Source organism: Camelimonas fluminis, from assembly GCF_014656355.1.
GTDB lineage: Bacteria > Pseudomonadota > Alphaproteobacteria > Rhizobiales > Beijerinckiaceae > Camelimonas > Camelimonas fluminis.
Genome location: NZ_BNCG01000037.1, coordinates 1 through 22537, shown reverse-complemented (window position 1 = coordinate 22537; position 22537 = coordinate 1). Strand labels below are relative to the sequence as shown.

Sequence of the window (22537 nt, the reverse complement as noted above, 5' to 3'; positions counted from 1 at the left end):
CGAGGCCCGCACTCCGCTAATTTACGCCGCGATCTGCGCAAAATGTTCTGACGACGTACAAGTGCGTGGATCTTGCTCGCGAGACCGCCGCGGGAACGTCCCATGCCGCCATCGTCTCCAGCCCCTTTTTCCCTCGCTCCGTGCTGGTGGACGCTGACACAGGTGAGCGATTGGTCGAGATCGCAGAGGCGGCCCGATCCTGCTATCGCGCGTAGTCCCGTGGGATTTGTGGGAATGTGGAGACGGCCTGAGACGCGGCTTTGGTCGATGTCAGCCTATCGACAGGATTGGACCTGTTACGGTTTCGCGCCGCAACCGGTGGGCAAGGTGCGGCGTCCTTGCCCGCCAGCCAAAACCTTGGTGGCCGGGAGCCGGGGAGGAATTCAGGCCTTGCCGCCGGCTTCGGCGCCTTGCGGCATCCTGTCGAGCCACTGGACCATGGTTTCCGGCCGCTCCACGTCGAACGCTTTTCGCCGCGCCAGCGCGTTGGCGATGACGGCGCTACGCCAGGCCATCAGACTGAGTTGCGGCTCGGCGATGCCATGGCTCAACAGGCCGGCGTTGAGGGCGAAGATACGGGAGGCGGCTGGCCCGTCCCAGCGCACCGCGAAGTCCGGATCAAGCCGAGGCCGGCCGCTGCGATCAAGATCAATGCGGCTGGCCAGCGGCGCGAGGCAGGACGGCAGTTCGTAGCTGTAACCTGTGGCCAGAACCAGGATATCGACCTTGCGAATATCCATCTGCCCGTCCATGCCGTTGCGCATGATGAGCTGACAGCCATGCTCCATCGGCTCGGCGTTTATCACCTCGCGATGCGGCAACAGACTGGTGGACGGGCCGCCAGTTTCCAGATGGCGCAGCACATAGAGCCGGCGGTAGATCGCCTGGAGCGTTTCCGCTGAAACGCCGTCGCCGGCGAGCTTCTCGCGCTCCACGGCCGTATGTCGCCGCGCCTCAGGCAAGGAGTGGAAGCTGGCGACGTAGGGCGGCGTGAACAGTTCGTTGGTGAATGGCGTTTCATCAAGCGGCAGAAAGTTTGGCCGCAGACTGATCCAGTCGACATGCGCTGGCGCTCCGACGCCGCGATTAAGCAGGCTCAGCACGATCTCTGCGCCGCTCTGGCCCCCGCCGATCACCGCGACCCTTTTGCCGGCGCAGCGTGCGAGTTCAAACGCGGCGCGTGAAGAATGGAAGGCTGCCTCTGGCCGAAGCCGGTTGAGAAATTGGGGAATGGCCGGCCTGAGGCCAACGCCCAGTGCAAGGTTGCGAGCTCTGAAGGTTTCACTGGCTAGGCGGACAGTAAAATCACGGCCATCAAAATCGACCTCCCGCACCTGGGCGCCGAATTGCAGTCTTGGCAGACTGGCGGCGACCCAGGCCAGATAGCTGGCGAATTCTTGGCGCGGGATTGCCGGGAAATCAGCATTGAGGAAGGCGTAGAAACGCCGGTTCGCCACCAGATACGACAGAAAACTCCATGGGCTGACCGGGTGGGTGGCGCTGACGAGATCCTTCAGGAACGAGGTCTGCAGGGTAACGTCCGGCAGCATCATGCCGGGATGCCACGCGAAACTTTCATTCTGGTCGAAGAACCTGACCTCCAGTTCGCCAACGGCGTCGAGATGGGCGGCGAGGCTCAGGTTGAACGGCCCAATGCCAATGCCCGCCAGATCGAGCGGAGCGCGATGCGCCTGGTGTTGCTTCATCATGGATGTGCTCCAGCAAGGTCGGCTCGTCCCGGGGCTGCGGCTCGCGCGGCGCGTTGGATCGGGGCGAAATGGAGTGGATTGTCGAGGTCGCCGCCAAGGCCGGGGCTCGGCCGGCTGCTGGCATCGCTGTAGCCGATGGCCAGCCGGACCCGGTTGATGCAGATGCGCGGAACCTTCGGCGTGAACAGATCGAACAGCGCGAAGCGGTCGGCCATATCGGGATGGCTGGCCTGATAGCGGCGCAGGCGTTCGGCGAGGACGGCATAGAACGCCATTTCATCGATGACGCCGCAGCCAGCGAGCGCATCGGAGAGAAACCGCAGCACGCTGACGAAATGCCCGGTTTGCAGGTGCTGCAACAGATGCGGCGCAGGGCGGCGGAGCAGCGTCTCCCTCACGCCGTCCGGCATGTCAGCGGCCTCCGGAAAATCGGCGTCGATGAGATCGACATCGCCCTGCAAATCCTTGATCGCCACGCCGCAGGGCGTGAAATTCTCCAGGATGAGCGTGAGATTTTGGCCGTGGGCGATGAAACCGACGCCATATCGACAGAGGAAGTGGTAGAGCGGAACCACCACCGCATCGAACAGCCGCGCCAGCCAGATCTCCACCGCGAGGCCAGAGCGGGCGACAAGAACGGCGGCCAGCGGCGGGCCCGCCGGCATGGTTTTCAGCAAGGCGCCGAACATCATGGCGCTCTGGCCGTTGCGCAGGTGGCTTTCGACAGCTTCGCGCCAGATGACCCCGAGCATTTCACGAAACTGGTAGGGCGCGCCGTCGATGCGTTCGTAAACAGGATGCGGGTAGAACGCGCCCGCCGGTTCACCCAGCACGATGGCGCCTGCCAGCGCCGGATCTGAGGCGGTCTTCGCCGCCAGCCAGGCAGAGAACGCGGGACCAATGGCCATGTATTTGCCGGGGACGCCGCGCCACGCCGACGTGTTCAGAATGGTTAGCGCCAGCTTGAGGTGCAGCGCCGCCGGGCGGTTGGCGTTGGCCAGGGTGCGCAGGGATTGCAGCGCCAGATATCCGTCGCCGAAATCCCCGAGCGGAATCAGTCGTCGCGCGGCGATTTCGCCTGCGAACTGTGTGACGATCATGTGCTCCCACTGCCATGGGTGCACCGGAAGCAGCAGGTAACGTTTGCGATCGACCTTCAGCCGCCGCAACGTCGCTTCCAGCCGCGCGCGTCCGGCGCCATCGAAGGCGGCGGCGAGCAGGCGCTCCTCATCCCAGCCGGCGCCAATGCTGAAGCGGCAGGCGTCGCGGTCGGCGGCGATCCACATCGGCCGGATTTCTTGGCCAAACTCTGGCGCGAACGCGGCGGCGTCAGCGGCGCCCCAGCCAATGCGCCCCTTGCAGGCGGGAGCCTTGGGGTGACCATCGAGATATTGCTGCAAGGTCGCATCTGACAGCCGCAACAGCGCCTCTCCTGAAATCCCCGCGTTGAGACGGGCGACCTGGGCGTCGGCGTGCAGGGTGCCATACAGTTCACGGCAATACATGGCGAGCGCCGGATGGGCCGAGATCGGTGATGGCGCCGCTTCGCATGAGGCACCCGACTTCCTCATCCAGAGCCAGACGCGCCGCTTGCCAAGGATGCATGGGAAGGATGACGCGCCCGGTGCGCTCAGCCTCAGAAACAGCGCCGCTGATCGCGCCGTCGGTGGCGAGCAGGTCGCGGACCATGGCCGGCGCGGAGGCGCTGCGCGATGATGCATGAACAACGTTGCCCGGCGCCGCCGCCCACCACCGCAGCTGGAAGCCTGCGCCATATTCGGCTGCGAACTGGCGGGAATCCGTGATGGAGAACTCATCCCGGCTGCGCGGCGTCGGGTGCACGGCGTGGCCATAACGCAGCGTTTGCTCGCCCTCGATAAAGGAGATGTCGCGCGCCGCGCAGACCGGCGCGCGATCCGGAAGCTGGCGAACGACGTCCTCCACATTGGCCATGCTGTCGAGGACGCGGGCGAGAAATGTCTGAAGTTGCGCTGCATCCGCGTCGCCAGTGATCGCCGGTTCAGTGGCTATCAACGCCGCCGCCAGTGCGAAGGGGATGGTGCACTCCTCACCGGTTGGGCGCACCTCGTAAAACGGCGGGCGAATTCCGTGGCAGCCAACCGCCGACGCATGCGAGACGGCGATGGCCAGCGTGACGCCATGAAAAGGCAGCGGAAGCAGCAGGCGCGCGGCGTCCTGCGTCGCGGAGCCATGACAACCCGCCCCGGAGGCGTCGTCGCTTTCAAGCGACCAGCCGTCCCACTCGCGGAGCAGGCTCAGCAGGAAAGCGCGCGCGGAGACGCGCGCGGCGGTATCTGTCGGTTTTGGTCTGGTTTCCATCATCCTGGTTACCTCTGCGCGGACCATAACGGCGGAGATAAGATAAATATTGGACTATTATGCAATGTGCTTAGTTTGTATTTATTCAAATGAGAAAAATTATTGATTTACTTTCGTGGTATTTTGCATATCACAGGCATGTGTTCTGTGACTTACCCATGGGAATGTGGTGCTTTCCGCCAAAGATATACGCTGGCTCTCCGCCATGGTTGCGACGGTTGGCTTCGGTCAGTCGGCCCTGCTGGCGCTCGTGCCGATCATCGTCGCGCGCACAGGGCTGGACGCCCCGGCCATTGGCGCCGTCGCTTTTGCCGGCGCCATGACCTTCCTCGTTGGGGCGCCGCTCTGGGGCCAGCGGTCCCAGGGGTTGCGGGTGCGTTTTCGCGTTCTGGCGGCGTTGATGATCGTCGGGCAGCTGCTTTTTCTCGCGACCCTCGCGACGCCGGGACTTCCTGGTGCTCGCGCTCTTGGCCTGCTGATGCTGTCGCGGATCATTTACAGCGCTGGCGCCTCGGGGTTGACGCCGCACGCCCAGGCGACGGTGGCGAACGCGGTCGGGCCTGCCAGGCGACCGGCGGCGCTGGCGCGGCTCGGCGCCGGTCTCGGCATGGGACGCATCCTTGGCTCGCTGGTCACGTTGCCAGGCGCGGCTGGCCTGTGGCCGGTCCTGACGGCCTTGACGCTGGCGCCTCTGACGCTGCTGGCCGCCCCGGACGTCCAGGAGCGCGCGCCATCAACCCGCCAGACCATTCCCCTGAGGCAATTGCTGAGCGCCGTGGGGCCATTGCTGGCGACCGGCTTCATTCTCACTCTTGGCTTCGGGCAGATCCAGATGACGCTCGGCCTGTTCCTCCAGGCCTGGTTCGGAATGGATGCCCATGCCGCCGCCCGCTGGGCCGGTCTGGCTTATGCGTTGACAGCTGTGGTGATGATCGCTGTGCAATTGCGTTTGGCGCCGCGGCCTGGCGGCGCGATGCGTCACATGCGCCTTGGGCTGGCGCTGTTCGCGCTTGGCAGCGCGGTCATGCTGGCGCCGCTGTTTCCGGCGCTGATGGCAGGCGCCCTGCTGGCTGGCGCCGGCGTAGCCATGGCGACGCCCGCCTACACCGCGTCTCTCGTTGGCCGCGTTCCTGCAGGCCAGCAGACGGCGGCTGCTGGCTGGCTCGCCAGTGCGCACGTGCTGGGGCAGGGCGCCGGCGCGCTGACAGGCGGCCTGATGTTTGCTCTCTGGCCTGGCGCGCCGCTGCTGTTCTGCGCCGCCGCAGGCCTGATACTTGCCATGGCGCTGCACAGGTTCGTTGGAAGCCCACCCGGCGAAGCCATGGACGCGGGCGAATAGCGCGGCCTTGCCGCGAAGCGGACCGGCTTTTGTGCGTCAATGCAGGCCTGTTTCAATCATCGGCTGGCGTCATGGCCCGCCCGGCGCCCCTGGCGTCTCTTGGGGCGCCTGGCGGCAACATACGCATGGTGGCGAGAACGGCGATGGCCGATAGGCAGGTGGCGAGAGCGAACAGCGCGCCATACCCGAACAGATCCGCCAGCTTGCCCGAAATTAGCGAGCCGATGAGATAGACGATGAGCTGGGCGCAGGCGAGAATTGTGAAGTCCGTGCCCGGCTGATCCGATGAAGTCACCGACATGAACAGACTGTAGAGCGCGACGATCTCCATGTAGCGGATCAGCGTCTGGAAACCGGCCGCTCCGAACAGCGGCCAGGTTCCAGCCAGAGCGCCAAGCGCGTGCAGGGCGAACAGGGCGAAACACAGTGTGCGCATGCCCCCCAGCAGGCCGAGGGCAAAGCGCGCGCCTCGCCGCGTCACCAGCCAGGCTGCGATCGCCGATCCGGCGAGGCCCGCCGTCGTCGCCGAGGCGCCTGAGAGGTAGCCGATCTGGTCCAGCGGCACGCCGGAATCGACCAGATATGGCCCCTCCATCGCTTTCACCAGGCCTTCGCTCACCCGGTAGATCAGGGCCACCCAGAGAATGTTGCGAACCTCCGCGCGGCGCAGGAAGCGAAGGATCGACGGCCGGGGCGCGCCAGCGGGGGGCGGGGCGTCGCTCTCGCGCATGGCGGCGGCGGCGAGGAGCGGCAGGGCCGAAAACATGACCACGCCAAGGATCATCCAGCGCCAGCCAATGTGATGGTACAGCGTGAGGCTGAGCGTGCCGCCGATCAGCACGCCGAAAGCCACGGCGCCGCCCTGGATGGCGTTGCCGATGGCCCGGTCGCGGGCCGGCAGGTATTTCGCGGCGTAGCCGTCGGTGGCGATGTCCTGGGTCGAGATCAGCAGGGAGGCGACCATGCCCACCGCCATGATGGCCATGACATCAGTCGGCCCCAGCGGCAGCAGGCAGAACAGGCAGCCGATCACTGCGACCTGGGTGATGATGATCCAGCTGGCGCGGTGCGCCCGGGCGAAGGGGCGGATGCGGTCGACATGGGGCGCCCACAGGAACTTGAGCACCAGCGGCAGGAACAGGATGCTCATGTAGCCGATGGCGGCGCGTGAGACGCCGGCATCGCGCATGATTGGCGGCAGCGCCGCCGCGATCAGGTACGACGGAATGGATTGCGCCAGATAAAGCCCCGCCAGCACGGCGAACAGACGGTAGCGGCCGATGCGCGGGACAGGGGCCGCGAGGGCGGTCGGGTTGGATGCGATCATGGCCCCGCCCCATGCTGCGCCAGAAAATCCATGGCGGACTGTTCGTCGGTGAAAGAGCCGAGTGGAATGTTCCAGAGCCTGCTGAAAATCTCTGTCATCCGCCCGTTGGCGCCGGGACGCACCATGGCGATGGCCCGGCAGTTGCCGTTGATGTGGTCGCGGGTCGCTTTGAACCATAGCGCCTGGGCCCGTTCGCCTTCCCGGGAAAGGCTGGCGCCGCCGCCCAGCACCGCCAGCAGCACGAAGCCCGACGGGCAATCGCCAATGCGGTGGAGCGCTTCCAGATAATCGCGCTCATCGTCAGGCGCGTAGGGCGGCTGGAACCGGAGCGTCGCCAGTGCGCCCTGCTGCTCAAAAAGGATCATGCTCAGAAGGTCTGTTTGTAGCCGACGGCGATCATCCGGCCCCAGGAATAGACCGGGAGGTTACGGACTGATGTTCCGGTCGGGTTCTGCACTGTGGCGTTGAACAGGTTGTCCACCGAGACGAATGCTTCGCCGCCGCCGGGAACTGGCGCGGTGAGGACGGCGTTCATGGTCGCGCCTGGCTTGATCCGGTAGTGCGCGCCGGACAGATCGATTCGCTGGTTGCGGCCGGACCAGGCCTGGCCCTCGACGCGCACGCTCACGCCGTTCTCGAAACGGTAACTAGCGTAGAGCGTACCGGTATAGGGCGTGGCGATGCGGTTATTGGGCAGCCAGCTGTCCAGGTGACCGTCATTGTCTGAATCGTACCGGCCTTCGCGAAAACCAAATATGCCGCCGAGCGCCAGTTGCTCCGTCACCTGATATTCGCCGGTGGCCTCCACGCCCCAGATGAACTCCTTCTGCTGGGAAATCTGGTTGGTGAGTGGATTGAAGGTCACGCCCTCGCGCGAGGTGCTGATGAACCCCGCGAGGCTGCCCTTGAACTTGCCGACCGAACCGCGAACGCCGACTTCATAGTTGTTGACGATCTGGGCTTCCGGCGCGATCTCGGCATAGGAGATCACAGAACGGGAGGCCGGCAGGCAGTTTGGCCGGGTCAGAGGACAGGCGTAGGCGGTCGAAAGGCCGGCGCGGCGCGTATAGGAGCCAATGTCGGGCAGGGCGAAGCCCTGGGAGAAGCCGCCGAACAGCTCGGCCTTGTCGGTCAGCTTGAAGGTGGCGCCGAGATTGAACGTGGGCGAAGAATAGTTGTAGTCGCCGCCAGTGACGCGCAGTGCCGGCAGCACAAACGCCTGGTAGCCGGCCGGCGTGCGCGCCGCCACGGCGGCGAAAGCGGCCGGCCGGGTGAAATCGTCCACCGTAAGGGCGAAATTCTCATAGCGCACGCCGCCGCGCACGGTGAGGCGGTCGGTCAGCGGAACCTGCAGCAACGCGAACGCGGCCGTCGTCGTCTGGTGCAGCGGCGTGAACACGTTCTGCCCGTCGGTTAGTGTCTGCCAGGTCTTTTCGTGGATCAGATCGGCGCCCCAGGTCAGTTTCGCTCCCTGCCAGATCGTGTCGAGCGGTGTGTCGATCGTCAGGTTCATGCCGCCGCGATTGGAATACAGCGTCGTCTGGTTGGCGCTGCTGGTGGGGTTGCGCGGGTCGAATGAATAGTAAACTTGGGAATTGTAGGGATAAGAAAATTCTGTGTAGTTAAACCGCTTCTTGATGTCGTTGTAGAAGCCGAGAATGCTAAGGTTGCCGAACGCAAAATCTTTGTCCGTATAACGCAAGGAGATGGACTTTGTATCTTCTGTGACATTCTCGCCAGTATACGGGCGCAGAAAATCGGGTTGGGCGAAGGCGCCAGCATAGTTGGTCAGATAGCGAGGGTTCTGGTCGAAATAGTAATAGTTCCCAGACAGTTCGAGACGCTTGCCGCCATCGAAGTCGTAGCCAAGCTTGGCCAGCACGTTCACCTTGCCGAAGCGGTCGCCGCCTCCCTGGCCCAGCATCGCGTCGGATGGCAATTCGCGACCGGCCCCGTCATAGGTTCGCCGCGTCATCGCGCCAGTGGCCGACAGCACGTAGTCAAGACCGTTCTGGCTCTTGCCTGACACACCCGCCGAGACCTCCGGCGCCACCGACTGGCCTATGTTTGCCGTGAAAGCGGTCAGCTTGCTGCTGACGGTGAAGCGCGGCGCGCCAGGCTGGGCGGTTTTGGTGATGAAATTCACAGTGCCGCCTGTCGCGCCTGCGCCGTAAAGGCTGGACGCGCCGGCCACCAGCTCCACGCGCTCAACCGCGTTCAGATCAATCAGCGACAGCATGCGCGAGACGTCGCGTAGCGGCGTGGTCATCGGCACGCCGTCGACGAGCACCAGTAGGCTGCGGCCGCGATAGGTTTCTGACGCGCCCGACACGGTCTGGTTGTTGATGGAAAAGCCCGGCGCCACGCGGGAGAGCAGACCGGCCGCGCCGCCGCCCTGCTTGATCTGCGTATCGATCTGGCCGCGATCGATCACCTGCATCGACTGCGGGATATCCGACAGCGCGCGCTGGGCCCGCGAGCCGGTCACGGTGATTTCGTCCAGTTGCACCTCGGCGACCGGGGCCTGTTGGGCCAGTACGGGAGAAGCGACCGCCACACAGGTCGCCATGGCCAGCAGGATTCTGCTCATGATGTGTCTGTTCGCCCTGTTGCCAAGTCACCGCGATCGATGCGTTGCGCTCACCCTGCGAAGGCAGGCACGCGTCGGCTGAAATACGTGTATTTTAATTGTTCTAAATTAAGATAGCTGCCGTATATCTGGTAACTTGCTTCTTTTGCCTTACGATTTGCTTGTTTTGTTGTTATATGCCGCTGCGGTCGTGTTCTTGGACAGGTGCGAAGTGGAAAGCGGACCAGGGCGTAACAGGGGGGCAGTGACCCGGGATGCGTCGGGTCGCGCCGCAAGGACCATGCCGGTGTGGTATGTGGCGAAGGACGCGCCAAAGGACATTGATCTGCGCATCGCCGGCAAAACCGCGCGCCATTGCGAAATCGACGCCGCCCATCCGGCGCCGCTGCACGCCAGGGCAGTGCTGAGGCTTGAGCCGGATATTGGCCTGCAATCCCTGTTCGCGCCCTGGACGGGCGTCGAGCTTGGCCTCGATGGCGCCTTCCTGGAAGGCGCGGCGGTGCTGCTGCGCCCTGCGGACGGCGTCATGGTCGCGCGGCGCGGGTCAAGCCATGCCATTGTCCATGCACGCGAGGCGCTGTTGGTTACGGATCTTGCCCACTCCGCCCTGCAACTGACCCGGGTATCGCGGGTGGATTGCTTCATCGCCCCGCGCGACAGGCTTGGCGAGGGGGCCATGACGGCGGCTGGCGCCATGAGCGTTTTCAGCGCCAGCGATGACGCCCTTCAGATGCTCGGCAACTACGGCGCCGCCCTTATGCGCGGCCTGATGCCCATGAAAACCCCGGAACTGCGTGAGCATGTGATGGCGTTCATGGTCAATCTCGTGAACATCATGGCCCAGGAACTGGGGCAGCCGGCCGGAGCGCCGCCGTCGCATCGCCCCGACGACCGCATGATTGCCATCAAGTCAGACATCGAAGCGCGCCTGACCGACCAGGGGCTCAACGCCCGTCAGGTGGCGGAGCAGCACGGCATCAGCTTGCGCTACTTGCAAAAGCTGTTCAGCGACGAGATGCTGACCTTTTCGGATTTCGTTTTGCAGCGCCGGCTTGAGCGGGCCATGCGCATGTTGCAGTCGCGTGAGGGCGACCACCTCTCCATCAGTGGCATCGCCTTCACGGTGGGGTTTGGCGATCTGTCCTATTTCAACCGCACCTTCCGCCGGCGCTTCGGCGTCCCGCCGCGTCAGGCCCGGTCCGTGGGTAGGGCCGTCCAGGATGCGTCTGTCGAGGATGCGCCCATTTCCACCGCCCGCCCGCGACGTTAAGAGGCCGCCAAATCTTCACTCGCAGGCCCACATCAGGCCATGACGCCCGATCGCCCCTTGCCGCCTGACAATGCCGCGCTTCGACACCAGCCGCCAGTGTTCCGCGGCCGCCACGGGTCGGGGCGCTTTGCCGGGCGACGCGTGGCAGGGGCGATCGAGTGGCCCGAGATCCAGTCATGATGTTCTGTCCTGCTGCCGGTTTCGTGGACACGAAGATAAGATCGTGACCAGAGAACAGGAGTGCAGATATGACGAAGCGGAAGTTCAGCCGCGAGTTCAGAGTCGAGGCCGTGAGGCTGGTGACGGACCGTGGCGTTGCGGTAGCGCAGGCAGGCGCGGCTACGATTCGGCGCTTGGCTAAGAGGGGCGGAAATGAAAGCGGCTTTAGGCGCGTTAGCAGTGGTGGTTGGGCTTCTGGCGGCGTCGGGGGCGGTACTTGCAGACGATAGCGACCCCCACTGATAGCTTGGCCGCGCCGAGCAGCAGCAGGATCCTGATGGGGCCTCCCAGCGCCCACGCCACGCCCATGAGCGCGCCGAGCACGGCCAGGACGCGCTTTACTGCCGGGTCGATGTCTCCCAACCTGAAAATGGCGTCCCTGATGAAGGTCGCGACCTCCAGCGCGGCTTCCGCAAACCGGGTAGTGTAGCAGGAGATTTTCGCGGAATGCTTGTCCAGCCACTCCGCGAACCGTTCGATCTCCCGGCCGAGGTAGGGCATCAGATTGGCCGCGATCTTCTGGCCGACCATCTCCACCGACTGCCACATGCCGTTCCAGGTCTGCATGAACTTCTTGCTGTCGGCAGCCAGCTTTTCCGGGTTCAGCCCGGCGGCGCCCATCTTGGCCCGGTATTCGGCGCTGAACTTGTCCAGTCCCCGCACCATGGCCTGCAGCGTCTGCTCATCGATGCCGATGACCTCGGCCCTCGCCTTCGCCAGGTAATAGGGCATCTCCCGGAACTTCACCGCCAGAGCGTCCATGACGGCGGCGGTGTCCTTCACGTCGACCTTGTCGCCCACCAGGTGGCGGATGAAGCCGGTCCCGCCCGGGCTGTTCCGCATGAACCGGGCAATGCCCTCCATGAATGACAACGCGCCCTGTGCGGATCCCCCCATCTGCCCGATGGCATGGGAAACCGCCTTGATGTCCTTCACCGATGAGCCCAGCCGCTCCGACGCGTAGGCCATCTGGTCCATATCCCGGGCGATCTTGACCACAGCGGCGGTGATGGTGGCTGCGACGGCCTGCATGGCAGTCCCGAGGGCCAGCGCCTGCTCCGTGGCTTTCTGAACGCCTTCCACGAACTTCCGCTCGCTCGTGGCGTCGATCTTGAAACCGAGACCGACCAGGAATTCCCGCACCACGTCTGACATAGAGCTACCTCTTTTGACGTATTTCGGCGTTTCAATCGCGCTCGTCTCTAACGACGATGGACACGATTGGAGATCGCTCTAAAACGAAAAACGTTGATCACGGATTCGTGAGGTGAGGGATGACCGCTCAAAGACCCAAGACGCCAAGGGGCTTCGCCGCCATGGACCCGGAACGGGTCAAAGCGATCGCCAGCATGGGCGGGAAAAGCGTCCCAAGGGAAAAGAGAGCATTCTCGGTGAGCACCGAGAATGCTGCAGCGGCTGGCCGCAAGGGTGGTCGGAATGTCGCCGCCGAATCCCGATCGTTCTCCCGGGACCGGGAGCTAGCCTCATCGGCAGGGAGAAAGGCCCGGGTGATCAGGCCTCCCGAAGAGGGTGGCTCCGGGATCTGAAGCGCCTTTGGCCTAGCTCATTTCAGCTTTGGCACGACGGAACCGTTCGAAGTCATGGAACGGGATGGCCTGGCCTTCCTTGATTGCCAGCAATCCATCCGCATCCGGGCTCCGGCGCACCACCAGGTCAAGCTTCCGGTCATTTGGATTCGCACCCAGCCGGAGGCGAACGGCATGAAGCGCCTCATCTTCCGAATTGGCGCCTGCGAGATATTGCATGATGGAGGGACGAGACGCCGGGGAGTTCGTGAACGTCACGGTGATCGCCCAGATAGGCACTCTCCTGCTCTCCATCTTTCTCGTACTCCGCAAGCGTGGCGATCGGTGCAGCACGCTCGCAGAACTCACGATAAGTAAGTCAATGGGGTAATGTGGGCAGAAACCTATCCCAAATTGGCCATGCACTATCTGTGATTTCGGATCATATTCACCCGGATTGAGGGGGGAATGGTTCTTTGGGATGCGTGGTTCCGCCAATAGCAGTAGCAGCGCTGCTGTTTGGCCTTTTTGTTGTCGTTGCAGGGGTGATCGGCAGCGGTGTGATCTCGAAGCGTCGCGCCACTCGCAAGCGCTCCCAGAAGGAACCATGGGCCTGACCATGGCTTAGCAGTTTCAGAGACGCGGAAGGTCGTGAAGCCTTGGAGGCCGGCACGCTCCCGGCCTGCCGGCCCCCATCTTCGTCAAGCGAGGCCCCGGGACCCTTCGTTTCGGTTTCCGGCGAAGGCCGCGAAATCAGGCGCAAGAAGATCATGCTTCTCAGCCCAGGATGAGAACACCCCGCGGGCCGTGTCTGCTTCGACCTCGCCGCGGATCGCCGCCAGGCAGGCTTTCAGTGCGAAGCCATGGGCTGGATCGCGCTTGCTCACAGGCCAGTCGGCCAAAAACACGTAGGCTTCCATGGCCGACGCGATTGCCGCCGGGTGCCCAAGCCCGGTCAGGATTACGACCGGGCGTTCGAAGTTGTTTGATGTCGTCATGCAGCCCTTCCCTGAGCGGGGGGCGATCGCCAACGTTGCCATAGCCATATCCTCCTGGAAGCAACATGGATCCGGTCTGGTTGATCGCCGCCTTGAGCGAACTGTCGCTATCGGCGGCTGCCATGATTTTGGTAAACGCTCCCGCGAGGTCAAGCCCTCGCGGCATCGAGCCTTCAGGATCTGGCAGCCGCTTCTGCCCGCCTGCTGTTCTCGTCCTGCACGTCAATGACGTCATTTATCGTTGCAACGTCCGCCAGATCCCGGGTCCCGTCGACCAGGCTTTCGTAACGACACATGCCCCGCAGGACCGGCCTGAACAGCCAGTCCTCGTCATCCGGCATCCGGGCCCCCTCGGTTAACCGGCTATTTGACAGCGAATGCCACGCATAGCCGCAGTTGAAAAGGCAGCTATGTTCTGCTGCCCATCGCGGTCCTGCGCACGCCCGCGATCTTACACTGTGTCCACGGAGCCGGCAGCAGGCCATCCAGCTTCTCTTAGCCCTGTTGGCTCTCGGTACGGGTGTCGCAGCCCTGGTATCGTTCACCTATAGGCTGTTCACGGGACGGATATCGATGAGGCGAATGCGGAATGATGATTGACCCGGCGTCATGTTTAGCGTCTGCGAACACATACGTCGCCATCCGGCCCACCTGCGTCTGCAACAGCGTCGCGCCTGTGAACGATGAGGTGCCATAACGGCACCTATCCATTTGTCTGGCCCGCCTCTAGGTGACGTTGACATCCCAATCGCAGCGGCCTGAATTATCCCACAACTGATGATAATTCAGAGCCTTGGCGCAGGGGACGCAAATGGAAAACACCAAGCCAAAGTCGCGACGGGGGTTCGCATCAATGGACCCCGCCCGCCGCAAAGAGATAGCCAGCAAGGGTGGGCGCAGCGTGCCGAAGGAAAAGCGGGCGTTCTTCACCCATACAGGATTGGCGGCCACGGCTGGTAGCAAGGGCGGCAAGAGTGTTGGCGCGGGGGAGCGAGCTTTCTCACAGGACCGCACCCTGGCATCGCGGGCAGGCAAAAAGTCCCGCGAAAAGTCCTGACCTGGCAGCGGTCTACCGCCTCGGCAGCTTTTCCAGCGCCCGCCATTCCCAAGGCGGCAGGAAGTCATACGCCCACATGCCGAGACCGGTGGCGAAAATGTACCGTCAATTAAGGTGGAGGAAGTGCTGCTACGTCATCCGGCGGTGATGAACGCCGCCGTCGTCGGCCTGCCGCACGATCGCTGGGGTGAGGCGATCACCGCCTTCATAGACCAACAAGTATAATCCCGACGCCCGACCACCATAGATCGGGGGCGTCTGGAAATGAGCGCCACCTTGAAAGCAGGACGGCTCCCTGGATCAGAGACCAGATGGCCACAACAGCGGTCAGCACCGCGATATCCATCTCCGCCCCTCCCGCGAAGCCCCTTCATGCGGCGGCCATGTGCCGACCGCGAAGACGACCATGCTCCCCGGCATACGAACTCGCCGCCAAAAAGGGCTTGCACTACCGGATGCGATTAGACGACAGGCTCTCAGCGAAAATCAACAGTTTGGGTTCTACGCGTAGGATTCCGTCATGGCCGAGTAGGTCAGGGTGCGGAGGTCGCGGCGGAGGGTGAGGCGAGCGTCGGTGCCAATAACCTGGGTCATGAAGACGACAGCCAACTCCTCCTTCGGGTCAACCCAGAAGGCCGTGGAGGCGGCGCCACCCCAGAAAAATTCACCCAGCGTGCCGGGCAGGCGTGTCTTGGCGACGTCGATGTTGACGCCGGTGCAGATCGAGAAGCCCTGGCCGGCGTAGCCCGCCTCGCTAAACATGCCCGGCGGCGCCATGTCAGCGAGTTCGCGGCCGCCTTCCAGGTGGTTCAGGCTAAACAGTTGGATCGACTTGGGGCTGAGGATCTGGACGCCGTCCAGGTTCCCACGATTGGCCAGCATGCGGCACATGCGCATGTAGTCGTGGGTGGTGGAAACCAGGCCACCACCGCCGGCTTCGAGCAAAGGCGGCTCAGCGTAGGTGCTCTTTTGGCCGTCGTCCTGTAGCTTCAGGCCCTTGCCGCCAGCGCCGGGCTGGTAGCAGGACGTGAAGCGGCCGATCTCCCCGGATGGGATGTAGAAGTGGGTGTCCTTCATGCCGAGCGGCTCGAACAGCTTGCGACGCAGGACTTCGCCCAGCGGCATGCCGTAGGCCTGCTGGATGATATAGCCGAGCACGTCCATGCCGACCGAGTAGTTCCACTGCGTTCCCGGTGAGAACTCCAGCGGCAGGCGGGAGAGTTGGTCGATCATGCCCTGCAGGCCGCCAGGGGTGTCGAAGGCGTTGACGTTTTCCTTGCGGTAGGCCTGGTCGACGGCAGTGCGCCTGAGGAAGCCGTAGGTGAGGCCCGAGGTGTGGGTCGCCAGGTCGATCACCTTCATATGGCGCTCAGGCCGGCGGATGATGAACTGCTGCGGCTGATTCGGCAGCAGGGTGGGCATGGCGCTCTGGTAGACGCCGAGTTCCTTGAACGAGGGGATGTGATTGTGCACATCGTCATCCAGGCCGACGAGCCCTTCCTCGACTGCGATCATCAGGGCGACGCCGATCACGGGCTTGGTCATCGAGTAGATGCGGAAGATTGCGTCTTCCTGCATCGGGCGACCGCGCTCAAGGTCCATGGAGCCGACAATGCCAGTATGTGCCAGCTCGCCGTTGCGGTAGACCTGAGTGATGAAGCCCGGTAGGTAGCCGCCATCGACGTAGCGATGTTTCATGACTTGGTCGAGGCGCTCCAATCGCGCCGCCGACATGCCGACCGTTTCCGGCTTCACCATGACTCGCCTCCCTGTGTGAGCTCTTTTCCTTGCCAGAAACTCTACTCGCGCGGGGTAGATGTGGATATCTGAATTTCGAGGGCGCGCGTCCGCGGCGTTTTTGTACCACTGGCTTTTGGGTCCGGCGAAGCTTTCCAGTTCGACTGGAGTGAAGACGCGGCGAGCAGGGACAGCGAACGGATGAAGCTGCAGGTCGCGCATGTAAAGCTGTACTGCAGTCGGGCTTTCATGGTGCGCGCCTACGCTTTTACCAAACCGGACAACTCCTCCAAGTCAATCCTGATTATGAACGTCCATTCGTCATTTGCTGTCCAACCGCCAGCGCCGACACCAGCGGATCCTTTCGCGGATGAGGCGCTCTATGAACAGAGGTGGTCCAAAATTCAGGACCACATCTTCCACAGCATCTCCACGGATGGCGATGGTTAACCGCTATGGCGGGGACAATTTCACTTCAGCTTTCCGGAGCCTTCAAGAAATCTGGAAATTCTTGCGTGGGCATCGCCACATTCCCAGGCGTCGCCGACCTTTTCCGCAACCCAACCCCGCGCTTCGTCCAGACAGACGCCTGCAACATGCTCGATGAGCCCCTTGGTCATGCTACACGGGCGCCGGCGGGAGGGGCGGGCCATCCATAAGAGGGGGCAGGACGGACAGGCCCTTGGCCGCTCGCGCGGGGGCTTCTCCACCAAGATCCAACTCAAGAGCGACTTCGACGGCCAGCCGGTCAGCTTTCACCTGACCGGCGGCGAGTCCGGCGACAGCCCGCTCTTCAAACTGCTGCTGGATCTCGGTCCCGACGTCACGCCCCGTGCCGCGCTCGCCGACAAAGGTTATGACGCGAGGGCCAATCGGGCCATCGCCCAAGCCCGTAGCATCGCGTCTAGACTTGCAACAATGACCGCCCATCGGCGGCATCACGCCCGCACAGAAGCTCAAAGTGGCCGCCTGAATTCTACGAATACCCCCCTAAATATGGGGGGGCTCCCGTTTGATGGTGCGATTCCGGGATATTCGACTAGATTCTACCTGCAGCTCTGTTAGTCCTCCCCTGATTGCTATTCTGGGGCGGATGGGTTTGCGATGATACATAAGAGTATTTACAAGCGACTTCTGTGGTCATTCGCCTGTTTTTCCGTCGCCAGCACAGCAACATTTCCGCTTGACCTCGTGCAGGCGCAGACGCCGACGCAATACACCACGCTCAATTACGATGACACTGGCACTTTTCTGACGGGCATTCGGGGTAACACCATTGTCGGTAATTATGTTGTGCCAGGCACGACATCGACTGGCGGATTGCTCTACAATACGACATCCGGACAGTGGTCGGCCATGCCGGTCGCCACGGCAAATGGTGTGAACTATCCCGACGCCATTGGCTCCTCGCCCTATGGGCCGAGCTTTGGCAACCAGGGCGGCGTCCTGCGCACCGTCGGCAGCTACATGACGGCGGCCTCGTCGCCTTACGATCTCAGCTACCTTTATGATGGCGCAACTGCACCCAATCAGCAGATTACGCCGTTGGCTTACCCCAGCGCGCCGGGCAACCCGACCCTTTACACCATTGCCCACAGCACGTTCGGCGACACGGTAGTTGGCAATTATGACACGCGCCTCGCGACCGGCAACGCGATGATCTACACGATCTCTACCGGAAGTTACGCCACCAACAACAAGCCAGGCGCAATCAGCACCACCGCTTATGGCGTCTATGGCGACATGATTGCCGGTGGCTATGCCGAGGTAGGTCCCGGCGGCGGCATTGGCTTCGAACACGGCTATCTTTATAACAAGATCACCGGGACGTGGACCACCTACGACCATCCCGCCGCCATCATCACACACCTCGAAGGCATCACCGGCGCCGGGCGTTCCGGCGAATACAATATGGTCGCCGACTGGGTAACTCCGGACGGTGTGGTGCATGCCGGCGTGCTGCATGTGGACGCACTGGGGATTCCGACCTGGCACGAGATCAATATCCCAGGCGCAACGCTGGTGTCTTCGAACTCCGCTTATGGCGACACCGTGGTGGGCATCTATCTGCTGCCCGGCTCCACCACGCCCAATGGCTTCGTCGCCACCATCCCGGGTATCTACAATCCGATCCGTAACGTCGGCGCGCTCACTTCCTCTGCTGACAATGCAGCAGCCCTCTCGGGGCGCAAGGGCGACGACATCGTTAATAGCGGCTCTGTCCGGGTTAGCGGCAACGGCGGCATCGGCATCCGCGGCGAGACCTATGGCGTATTGACCAATTCCGGAACCGTCGTCGCCACGGGCCCTCTTGGCGCTGCGGTCGAGATGCACGGCCTCTATGGAACCTTGCTGAATTACGGCGTGCTGCAGGCGCCCGCCGTCGCCGATGCCCTGCGCACCGGCCCCGACAGCTTCGGAACCGTCATCGTCAATACCGGCGTGATTGACGGCCGTATCGCTGCGACCGCCGGACCCCAGAAGCGCTTCGAGAACAGCGGCTGGATTGGCGTCACCGGCACCGGTGTCCCTATCACGCATCTCATCGGTGGTGTCTTTGCCCAGACCCAGGTCGGAACCCTGTCGCTGCGGGTTGGCGCCGACGGCAATGATGCTCTGGGGGTGAAGGGCGTTGCGCGGCTCGCCGGCACACTGGCGGTTCCTTTCCAGACGTCGCTGCTGCTGAACAGCTATACTCTGGTGGGCGCCACGGATGGGATGACTGGTTCATTCACGACACTGGCCACTTCTGGCCTGCCGGATTATGTGAGCGCGGCTCTGGCCTATACCGGCACGAGCGTAGTGCTGAACCTGACCTCACAGATGGCCCAGCAGCCTGGGCTTTCAGCCAATCAGTCGGCCGTGAGCGGCGCGGTTGACGGCTTCTTCAACGGCAATGCCCAGACCAACACCGGCAATACCGCCTCCGCAGCCCTTGGTCACCTCTACGGCTTGGGCCAGCCCCAACTCGGGGCCGCGCTGGGCATGCTCTCCGGCGAGATCCACGCCGCCCTGCCGTCCGGCCTCAACAGGGAGTCGGGCCTGGTGCGCGAGACGATCCTCGATCGCCTGCGTGGCCGGGTCGCGTCAGCGCCGTTTGCGGCAGACCCAAAACTGCCGCGGTCGATTGATCCTGCAGCGGTCGGTGTCTGGGGTGAGGCCATTGGCGCCTGGGAACGCGCTGGATCTGACAGAAACGCTTCAACTGTGCAGCGTCAGACCGGCGGCTTTATCTTTGGCGCCGACGTTCTGGCGCCCGCCGCCACGTTGCCGGAGGGCATCCGGCTCGGCATCGCTGGCGGCTACCTGACTACGAATGTGGACGTTGACAGGCTGCTGTCGCACGGCACAACGAGCAGCGCCTTTGGGGCGCTCTATGCCGGAACATCGATTGGGCCCTGGCGGCTCGCGGCCGGTGGCGTCTACATGGGCTCCCGGGTCGAGACCAACCGCGCAATCCAGTTCGGCCCCTTTTCGGACTTTGCTAACGCCAAACAGGATGCGGCGTCGCTGCAGGCCTTTGGCGAAGCCGGCTATTCGCTGCTGGCCGGACAGGGAGCGGTCGGAGGCCTCAGCTACACGGCCACGGTCGAACCGTTCGTCAATGCTGCGGCGATCCGTTTGCGAGTCGATGGCTTCTCCGAGCGCGGCGGCGATTCAGCGCTTGCCGGATTCAGCCGTGACTACGATCTCGGGGTGACCACCATCGGAGCCCGGCTCGAAGCGCGCTTTGAGGCGCCAGCGTTGCCGGGGGCCAATACCGTCACCGGCGGGCAGTTTGTGCTTCGCGCGTCCCTCGGCTGGCGGGCTGCGTTTGGCGATGTCGACCCGGCAGCGCTGTTGGCCTTCCGCTCGTCGCTCAATTCGGGCGACTCGCTGTCGGCATTCGAAATATCGAGCGTTCCCGTCGATCGCAGCGCCGTCGTCGTGGGCGTAGGTCTCGACTGGCAGGTGAGCAGCGCAGTCACACTTGGCGCCAGCTACGGCGCCCAGGCCGGTTCGAATGCCACTGACCAGACGCTTAAAGGCAGATTCAACGTCCGCTTCTAAAGCGAACTACAAGTATGTAAGTAATTGATGCCTTTGCCTTGGCCTGCTGCCGGTTTCGTGGACACGAAGATAAGATCGTGACCAGAGAACAGGAGTGCAGATATGACGAAGCGGAAGTTCAGCCGCGAGTTCAGAGTCGAGGCCGTGAGGCTGGTGACGGACCGTGGCGTTGCGGTAGCGCAGGCAGCCCGTGACCTTGATGTTGCGGAGAGCGTGCTGCGCCGCTGGATGCGGGAACTGACCGCGACCCCGGCCACAGCACTTCCCGGGAACGGGCAGATGCTTGCCGATCTGGCCGAGATTGCAGTGCTGAAGAAAGAGGTCGCGCGGCTGCGTGCGGAGCGTGACATCCTGAAGAAAGCTGCGGCTTTTTTCGCGCGAGAGGCGACATGAAGTTCACCTTCATTGCCAAACAGAGGTGGTCCCACAATTTCGGACCAGTCGTTAAACTCGATGAGCTGACGAAGGACGAGCAGTATGACACGCAAGCGCTATTCGGCTGAGTTCAAGGCGAAGGTCGCGTTGGAGGCGATCCGCGATGAACTGACGACGGCTGAGCTGGCCAAAAAATACGATATTCATCCGACGATGATCAGCGCCTGGAAGCGCACGGCGATCGAGAACATGGCGGCTGCTTTTGACAGCCCGGCGCCAAAATCCCCCATCGGCAACGAGTCGCCGAGGGTGTTTTATATGTATTCGCCTATGATAGGCGTTCGCGGAACCTTGGACCATCTGGTACAATCCAGCTAGGATCTTCATCACTTCCATATAGTCATGTCAATGGGCTCTCGTAAAAATTCGACGAACATAATAGATGGATATGGCGTTGCGTCGGCTTTTCCGTGAGGCCATCCTTAGGATAGCAGATCTGGCTTGATGGAATGCTTCCGGCCGGTTGCTCCTGAGGTCATCCACCCGGCAAACGGCTGTCCGGACACGGAGGCAACGATCATGATCAAGTACACGGCCCTGTTGATGGCCCTCGCGGTCAGCCTGATGGCAGGCGCGCCGGCATCGGCGCAAAAGTCCTCGCTTGGCCCGGCGAGCGCATCCATTCGCATTGAGCAGGTGCAGGTTGCTTTCATCGGATCGGCCCAGCGTGGCGGCGGGTCGGTCACCTATCAAGGTCGCACCTATCCGATCACAGTTGGAGGCCTTGGCATCGGAGGCATTGGCGCCTCAAAGCTGACCGCGACCGGGTCTGTATATGGGTTACGGGCGATCGGGGACCTGGCCGGCCCTTATATACAGTTGCGCGAGGGCTGGGCCCTCGGGGATACGGGGCGCGGTCGCCTGTGGCTGCGCAACGGCAGGGGCGTCACCCTGCGCCTCACCACGCATCGCAAGGGCATTCAGCTCTCCCTCGGAGCGGACGGCGTTGTGATCGGCTTCAAGCGCTGACTGCAACAGACCGCCTTCCGGTCCGCCGTCGTTTCGTGGATGGCGCGCGCATCACCAGGGCCAACAAGCAATGAGCCCAAATGAACTGCAGGGAGTAGTCGGATGGGCCCTCTGCTGAAACAGATTCGCGAAAGCCCCCTGCTGTGGTTGCTGGTCGCGGTTCCGGTGGTGTTCGCCGTCGCAAAACTGGCTCCCGCAGCCCATACGGCGCTCTTTGTCCTGTCGGTGCTGGCGATCGTGCCGCTGGCCGGATTGCTCAGCCATGCGACCGAAGCCGTTGCGGCAAGGACGGGCGACGCGACCGGTGGGCTGCTGAATGCGACGCTTGGAAATCTGACCGAGCTGGTCATCGCGCTGGCCGCCCTGCGCGCGGGTGAACATACGCTGGTGAAGGCGTCGATCGCCGGCGCCATTGTCACCAATACGCTGTTCATGCTGGGCGCTTCGTTTCTGGTCGGCGGTCTCAAGCATCACCTCCAGGAATTCAACCGGGCCGCGGCCCGGTTGCAAGCGGGGCTGCTTTTCCTGGCGACAATCGCGTTGCTGATGCCGTCCGCCGTTGCGGAAGTCGACTCCGCTTCATCCGCAGCGGTCACCCAGCAACTAAGTCTGGGCCTCGCCGTGCTGCTGATCGCCGGATATGGGGCAGGCTTGCTGTTCTCGCTCGGCACACACCGGGAGATCTTCTCGGGAGCTGAGGCTCCCCTGACAGAAGAGGGGCCGTGGCCTATCGGGCTCGCCCTGGCCACATTGGCCGGCGTTACGGTGCTGGTGGCGCTGGTGAGCGAGATTTTCGTCGGGTCCGTGCAGAAGGCCGCCGAGACCTTCGGGATGACCCCCGCCTTCGTTGGTTTTATTGTTGTTGCTCTGGTTGGCGGGGCTGCTGAAATGACCGCCGCATTCTCGGGCGCCTGTACGTCGTCAGAACATTTTGCGCAGATCGCGGCGTAAATTAGCGGAGTGCGGGCCTC

18 protein-coding genes and 6 pseudogenes are annotated in these 22537 nt (G+C 63.1%); 12 read left to right on the top strand and 12 right to left on the bottom strand.

What is annotated here, in order from left to right; translation table 11 throughout:
- The 4 genes and pseudogenes from IE243_RS19615 to IE243_RS19600 all read right to left on the bottom strand — a co-directional run.
- Positions 1-164: pseudogene (locus tag IE243_RS19615) on the bottom strand (IS5/IS1182 family transposase); the annotation flags it as partial.
- A gap of 219 nt (positions 165-383) precedes the next feature.
- Positions 384-1709 carry a lysine N(6)-hydroxylase/L-ornithine N(5)-oxygenase family protein gene (locus tag IE243_RS19610; protein WP_244643270.1) on the bottom strand — a complete coding sequence of 442 codons (1326 nt, stop codon included), beginning with the start codon at positions 1707-1709 and terminating at the stop codon, positions 384-386.
- A complete protein-coding gene (locus tag IE243_RS19605) occupies positions 1706-3214 on the bottom strand; it encodes an IucA/IucC family protein (protein WP_244643269.1) in 1509 nt (502 codons plus the stop codon). Before IE243_RS19605 ends, IE243_RS19610 begins: the two co-directional genes overlap by 4 nt.
- Positions 3201-4052 (bottom strand): IucA/IucC family protein, encoded by an 852-nt coding sequence (locus IE243_RS19600; RefSeq protein ID WP_191321036.1) that lies wholly within the window; start codon positions 4050-4052, stop codon positions 3201-3203. The genes IE243_RS19605 and IE243_RS19600 overlap by 14 nt, the downstream gene beginning before the upstream one ends.
- A 202-nt stretch (positions 4053-4254) precedes the next feature.
- On the opposite strand from IE243_RS19600, the gene IE243_RS19595 reads away from it, so the two are divergent.
- Entirely contained in the window at positions 4255-5388 is a 1134-nt protein-coding gene (locus IE243_RS19595) for an MFS transporter (protein ID WP_191321035.1), read from the top strand.
- A 52-nt stretch (positions 5389-5440) separates the two neighbouring features.
- Here IE243_RS19595 and IE243_RS19590 read toward each other — a convergent pair whose 3' ends face one another.
- The 3 genes from IE243_RS19590 to IE243_RS19580 are packed head-to-tail and all read right to left on the bottom strand — an operon-like array spanning position 5441 to position 9305.
- Positions 5441-6715 (bottom strand): MFS transporter, encoded by a 1275-nt coding sequence (locus IE243_RS19590; protein WP_191321034.1) that lies wholly within the window; start codon positions 6713-6715, stop codon positions 5441-5443.
- Positions 6712-7080 carry a hypothetical protein gene (locus tag IE243_RS19585; RefSeq protein ID WP_191321033.1) on the bottom strand — a complete coding sequence of 123 codons (369 nt, stop codon included), beginning with the start codon at positions 7078-7080 and terminating at the stop codon, positions 6712-6714. Before IE243_RS19585 ends, IE243_RS19590 begins: the two co-directional genes overlap by 4 nt.
- Before the next feature lie 2 nt (positions 7081-7082).
- Positions 7083-9305 carry a TonB-dependent receptor gene (locus IE243_RS19580; RefSeq protein ID WP_191321032.1) on the bottom strand — a complete coding sequence of 741 codons (2223 nt, stop codon included), beginning with the start codon at positions 9303-9305 and terminating at the stop codon, positions 7083-7085.
- A gap of 244 nt (positions 9306-9549) precedes the next feature.
- Between IE243_RS19580 and IE243_RS19575 the strand changes: the two genes are divergently transcribed.
- Positions 9550-10575, top strand: a complete 1026-nt coding sequence (locus IE243_RS19575) for a helix-turn-helix transcriptional regulator (RefSeq protein ID WP_191321031.1) — start codon at positions 9550-9552, stop codon at positions 10573-10575.
- 393 nt (positions 10576-10968) lie between these two features.
- On the opposite strand, the gene IE243_RS19570 is transcribed toward IE243_RS19575, so the two are convergent.
- Complete coding sequence (locus tag IE243_RS19570; protein ID WP_191321030.1) at positions 10969-11949, bottom strand: hypothetical protein; 981 nt, start codon at positions 11947-11949, stop codon at positions 10969-10971.
- A gap of 119 nt (positions 11950-12068) precedes the next feature.
- Between IE243_RS19570 and IE243_RS24010 the strand changes: the two genes are divergently transcribed.
- Positions 12069-12341 (top strand): con-10 family general stress protein, encoded by a 273-nt coding sequence (locus tag IE243_RS24010; protein ID WP_191321029.1) that lies wholly within the window; start codon positions 12069-12071, stop codon positions 12339-12341.
- Positions 12342-12353: 12 nt separating this feature from the next.
- Here IE243_RS24010 and IE243_RS19560 read toward each other — a convergent pair whose 3' ends face one another.
- The 3 genes from IE243_RS19560 to IE243_RS19550 form a co-directional block, all read right to left on the bottom strand.
- Positions 12354-12620, bottom strand: coding sequence for a hypothetical protein (locus IE243_RS19560; protein ID WP_191321028.1), 267 nt, complete (start codon positions 12618-12620; stop codon positions 12354-12356).
- 401 nt (positions 12621-13021) lie between these two features.
- Complete coding sequence (locus IE243_RS19555) at positions 13022-13318, bottom strand: DUF982 domain-containing protein (protein WP_191321027.1); 297 nt, start codon at positions 13316-13318, stop codon at positions 13022-13024.
- A gap of 173 nt (positions 13319-13491) precedes the next feature.
- On the bottom strand, positions 13492-13659 hold the full coding sequence (locus IE243_RS19550; protein WP_191321026.1) for a DUF6889 family protein: 168 nt from the start codon (positions 13657-13659) through the stop codon (positions 13492-13494).
- A gap of 470 nt (positions 13660-14129) precedes the next feature.
- Between IE243_RS19550 and IE243_RS19545 the strand changes: the two genes are divergently transcribed.
- Both IE243_RS19545 and IE243_RS23820 read left to right on the top strand, forming a co-directional pair.
- Positions 14130-14375 carry a KGG domain-containing protein gene (locus tag IE243_RS19545; RefSeq protein ID WP_191321025.1) on the top strand — a complete coding sequence of 82 codons (246 nt, stop codon included), beginning with the start codon at positions 14130-14132 and terminating at the stop codon, positions 14373-14375.
- Between the two features lie 84 nt (positions 14376-14459).
- Positions 14460-14585 (top strand): annotated as a pseudogene (locus tag IE243_RS23820) (AMP-binding enzyme); the annotation flags it as partial.
- A 291-nt stretch (positions 14586-14876) separates the two neighbouring features.
- On the opposite strand, the gene IE243_RS19535 reads toward IE243_RS23820, so the two are convergent.
- The gene (locus IE243_RS19535; protein ID WP_191321024.1) at positions 14877-16133 is read right to left on the bottom strand and encodes a serine hydrolase domain-containing protein; all 1257 of its coding nucleotides are present in this window, start codon (positions 16131-16133) and stop codon (positions 14877-14879) included.
- A gap of 90 nt (positions 16134-16223) precedes the next feature.
- On the opposite strand from IE243_RS19535, the pseudogene IE243_RS19530 reads away from it, so the two are divergent.
- From IE243_RS19530 to IE243_RS19500, 7 genes and pseudogenes are all read left to right on the top strand, one after another.
- Positions 16224-16376: pseudogene (locus IE243_RS19530) on the top strand (IS21 family transposase); the annotation flags it as partial.
- Between the two features lie 339 nt (positions 16377-16715).
- Complete coding sequence (locus IE243_RS23205) at positions 16716-17177, top strand: transposase (RefSeq protein WP_210319919.1); 462 nt, start codon at positions 16716-16718, stop codon at positions 17175-17177.
- A gap of 291 nt (positions 17178-17468) precedes the next feature.
- Positions 17469-20162: an autotransporter family protein gene (locus IE243_RS19520; RefSeq protein ID WP_244643268.1), complete on the top strand. Its 2694-nt coding sequence runs from the start codon at positions 17469-17471 to the stop codon at positions 20160-20162.
- A 102-nt stretch (positions 20163-20264) separates the two neighbouring features.
- Positions 20265-20614: pseudogene (locus IE243_RS19515) on the top strand (transposase); the annotation flags it as partial.
- Positions 20615-20639: 25 nt separating this feature from the next.
- Positions 20640-20813 (top strand): annotated as a pseudogene (locus IE243_RS19510) (transposase); the annotation flags it as partial.
- Positions 20814-21116: 303 nt separating this feature from the next.
- Positions 21117-21566, top strand: coding sequence for a hypothetical protein (locus tag IE243_RS19505; RefSeq protein WP_191321021.1), 450 nt, complete (start codon positions 21117-21119; stop codon positions 21564-21566).
- Between the two features lie 102 nt (positions 21567-21668).
- A pseudogene (locus IE243_RS19500) lies at positions 21669-22478 on the top strand (calcium:cation antiporter); the annotation flags it as partial.
- Positions 22479-22537 lie beyond the last annotated feature (59 nt).

Excerpts from the sequence above, each read along its gene's own strand:
- IE243_RS19555 (WP_191321027.1), bottom strand. The coding sequence starts at position 13,318 with ATGACGACATCAAACAACTTCGAACGCCCGGTCGTAATCCTGACCGGG.
- IE243_RS19535 (WP_191321024.1), bottom strand. The coding sequence starts at position 16,133 with ATGGTGAAGCCGGAAACGGTCGGCATGTCGGCGGCGCGATTGGAGCGC.
- IE243_RS19610 (WP_244643270.1), bottom strand. The coding sequence starts at position 1,709 with ATGATGAAGCAACACCAGGCGCATCGCGCTCCGCTCGATCTGGCGGGC.
- IE243_RS19570 (WP_191321030.1), bottom strand. The coding sequence starts at position 11,949 with ATGTCAGACGTGGTGCGGGAATTCCTGGTCGGTCTCGGTTTCAAGATC.
- IE243_RS19505 (WP_191321021.1), top strand. The coding sequence starts at position 21,117 with ATGATCAAGTACACGGCCCTGTTGATGGCCCTCGCGGTCAGCCTGATG.
- IE243_RS23205 (WP_210319919.1), top strand. The coding sequence starts at position 16,716 with ATGAGCCCCTTGGTCATGCTACACGGGCGCCGGCGGGAGGGGCGGGCC.
- IE243_RS19595 (WP_191321035.1), top strand. The coding sequence starts at position 4,255 with ATGGTTGCGACGGTTGGCTTCGGTCAGTCGGCCCTGCTGGCGCTCGTG.
- IE243_RS19590 (WP_191321034.1), bottom strand. The coding sequence starts at position 6,715 with ATGATCGCATCCAACCCGACCGCCCTCGCGGCCCCTGTCCCGCGCATC.
- IE243_RS19600 (WP_191321036.1), bottom strand. The coding sequence starts at position 4,052 with ATGATGGAAACCAGACCAAAACCGACAGATACCGCCGCGCGCGTCTCC.
- IE243_RS19545 (WP_191321025.1), top strand. The coding sequence starts at position 14,130 with ATGGAAAACACCAAGCCAAAGTCGCGACGGGGGTTCGCATCAATGGAC.
- IE243_RS19580 (WP_191321032.1), bottom strand. The coding sequence starts at position 9,305 with ATGAGCAGAATCCTGCTGGCCATGGCGACCTGTGTGGCGGTCGCTTCT.
- IE243_RS19605 (WP_244643269.1), bottom strand. The coding sequence starts at position 3,214 with ATGTATTGCCGTGAACTGTATGGCACCCTGCACGCCGACGCCCAGGTC.
- IE243_RS19550 (WP_191321026.1), bottom strand. The coding sequence starts at position 13,659 with ATGCCGGATGACGAGGACTGGCTGTTCAGGCCGGTCCTGCGGGGCATG.
- IE243_RS19520 (WP_244643268.1), top strand. The coding sequence starts at position 17,469 with ATGCCGGTCGCCACGGCAAATGGTGTGAACTATCCCGACGCCATTGGC.
- IE243_RS24010 (WP_191321029.1), top strand. The coding sequence starts at position 12,069 with ATGACCGCTCAAAGACCCAAGACGCCAAGGGGCTTCGCCGCCATGGAC.
- IE243_RS19585 (WP_191321033.1), bottom strand. The coding sequence starts at position 7,080 with ATGATCCTTTTTGAGCAGCAGGGCGCACTGGCGACGCTCCGGTTCCAG.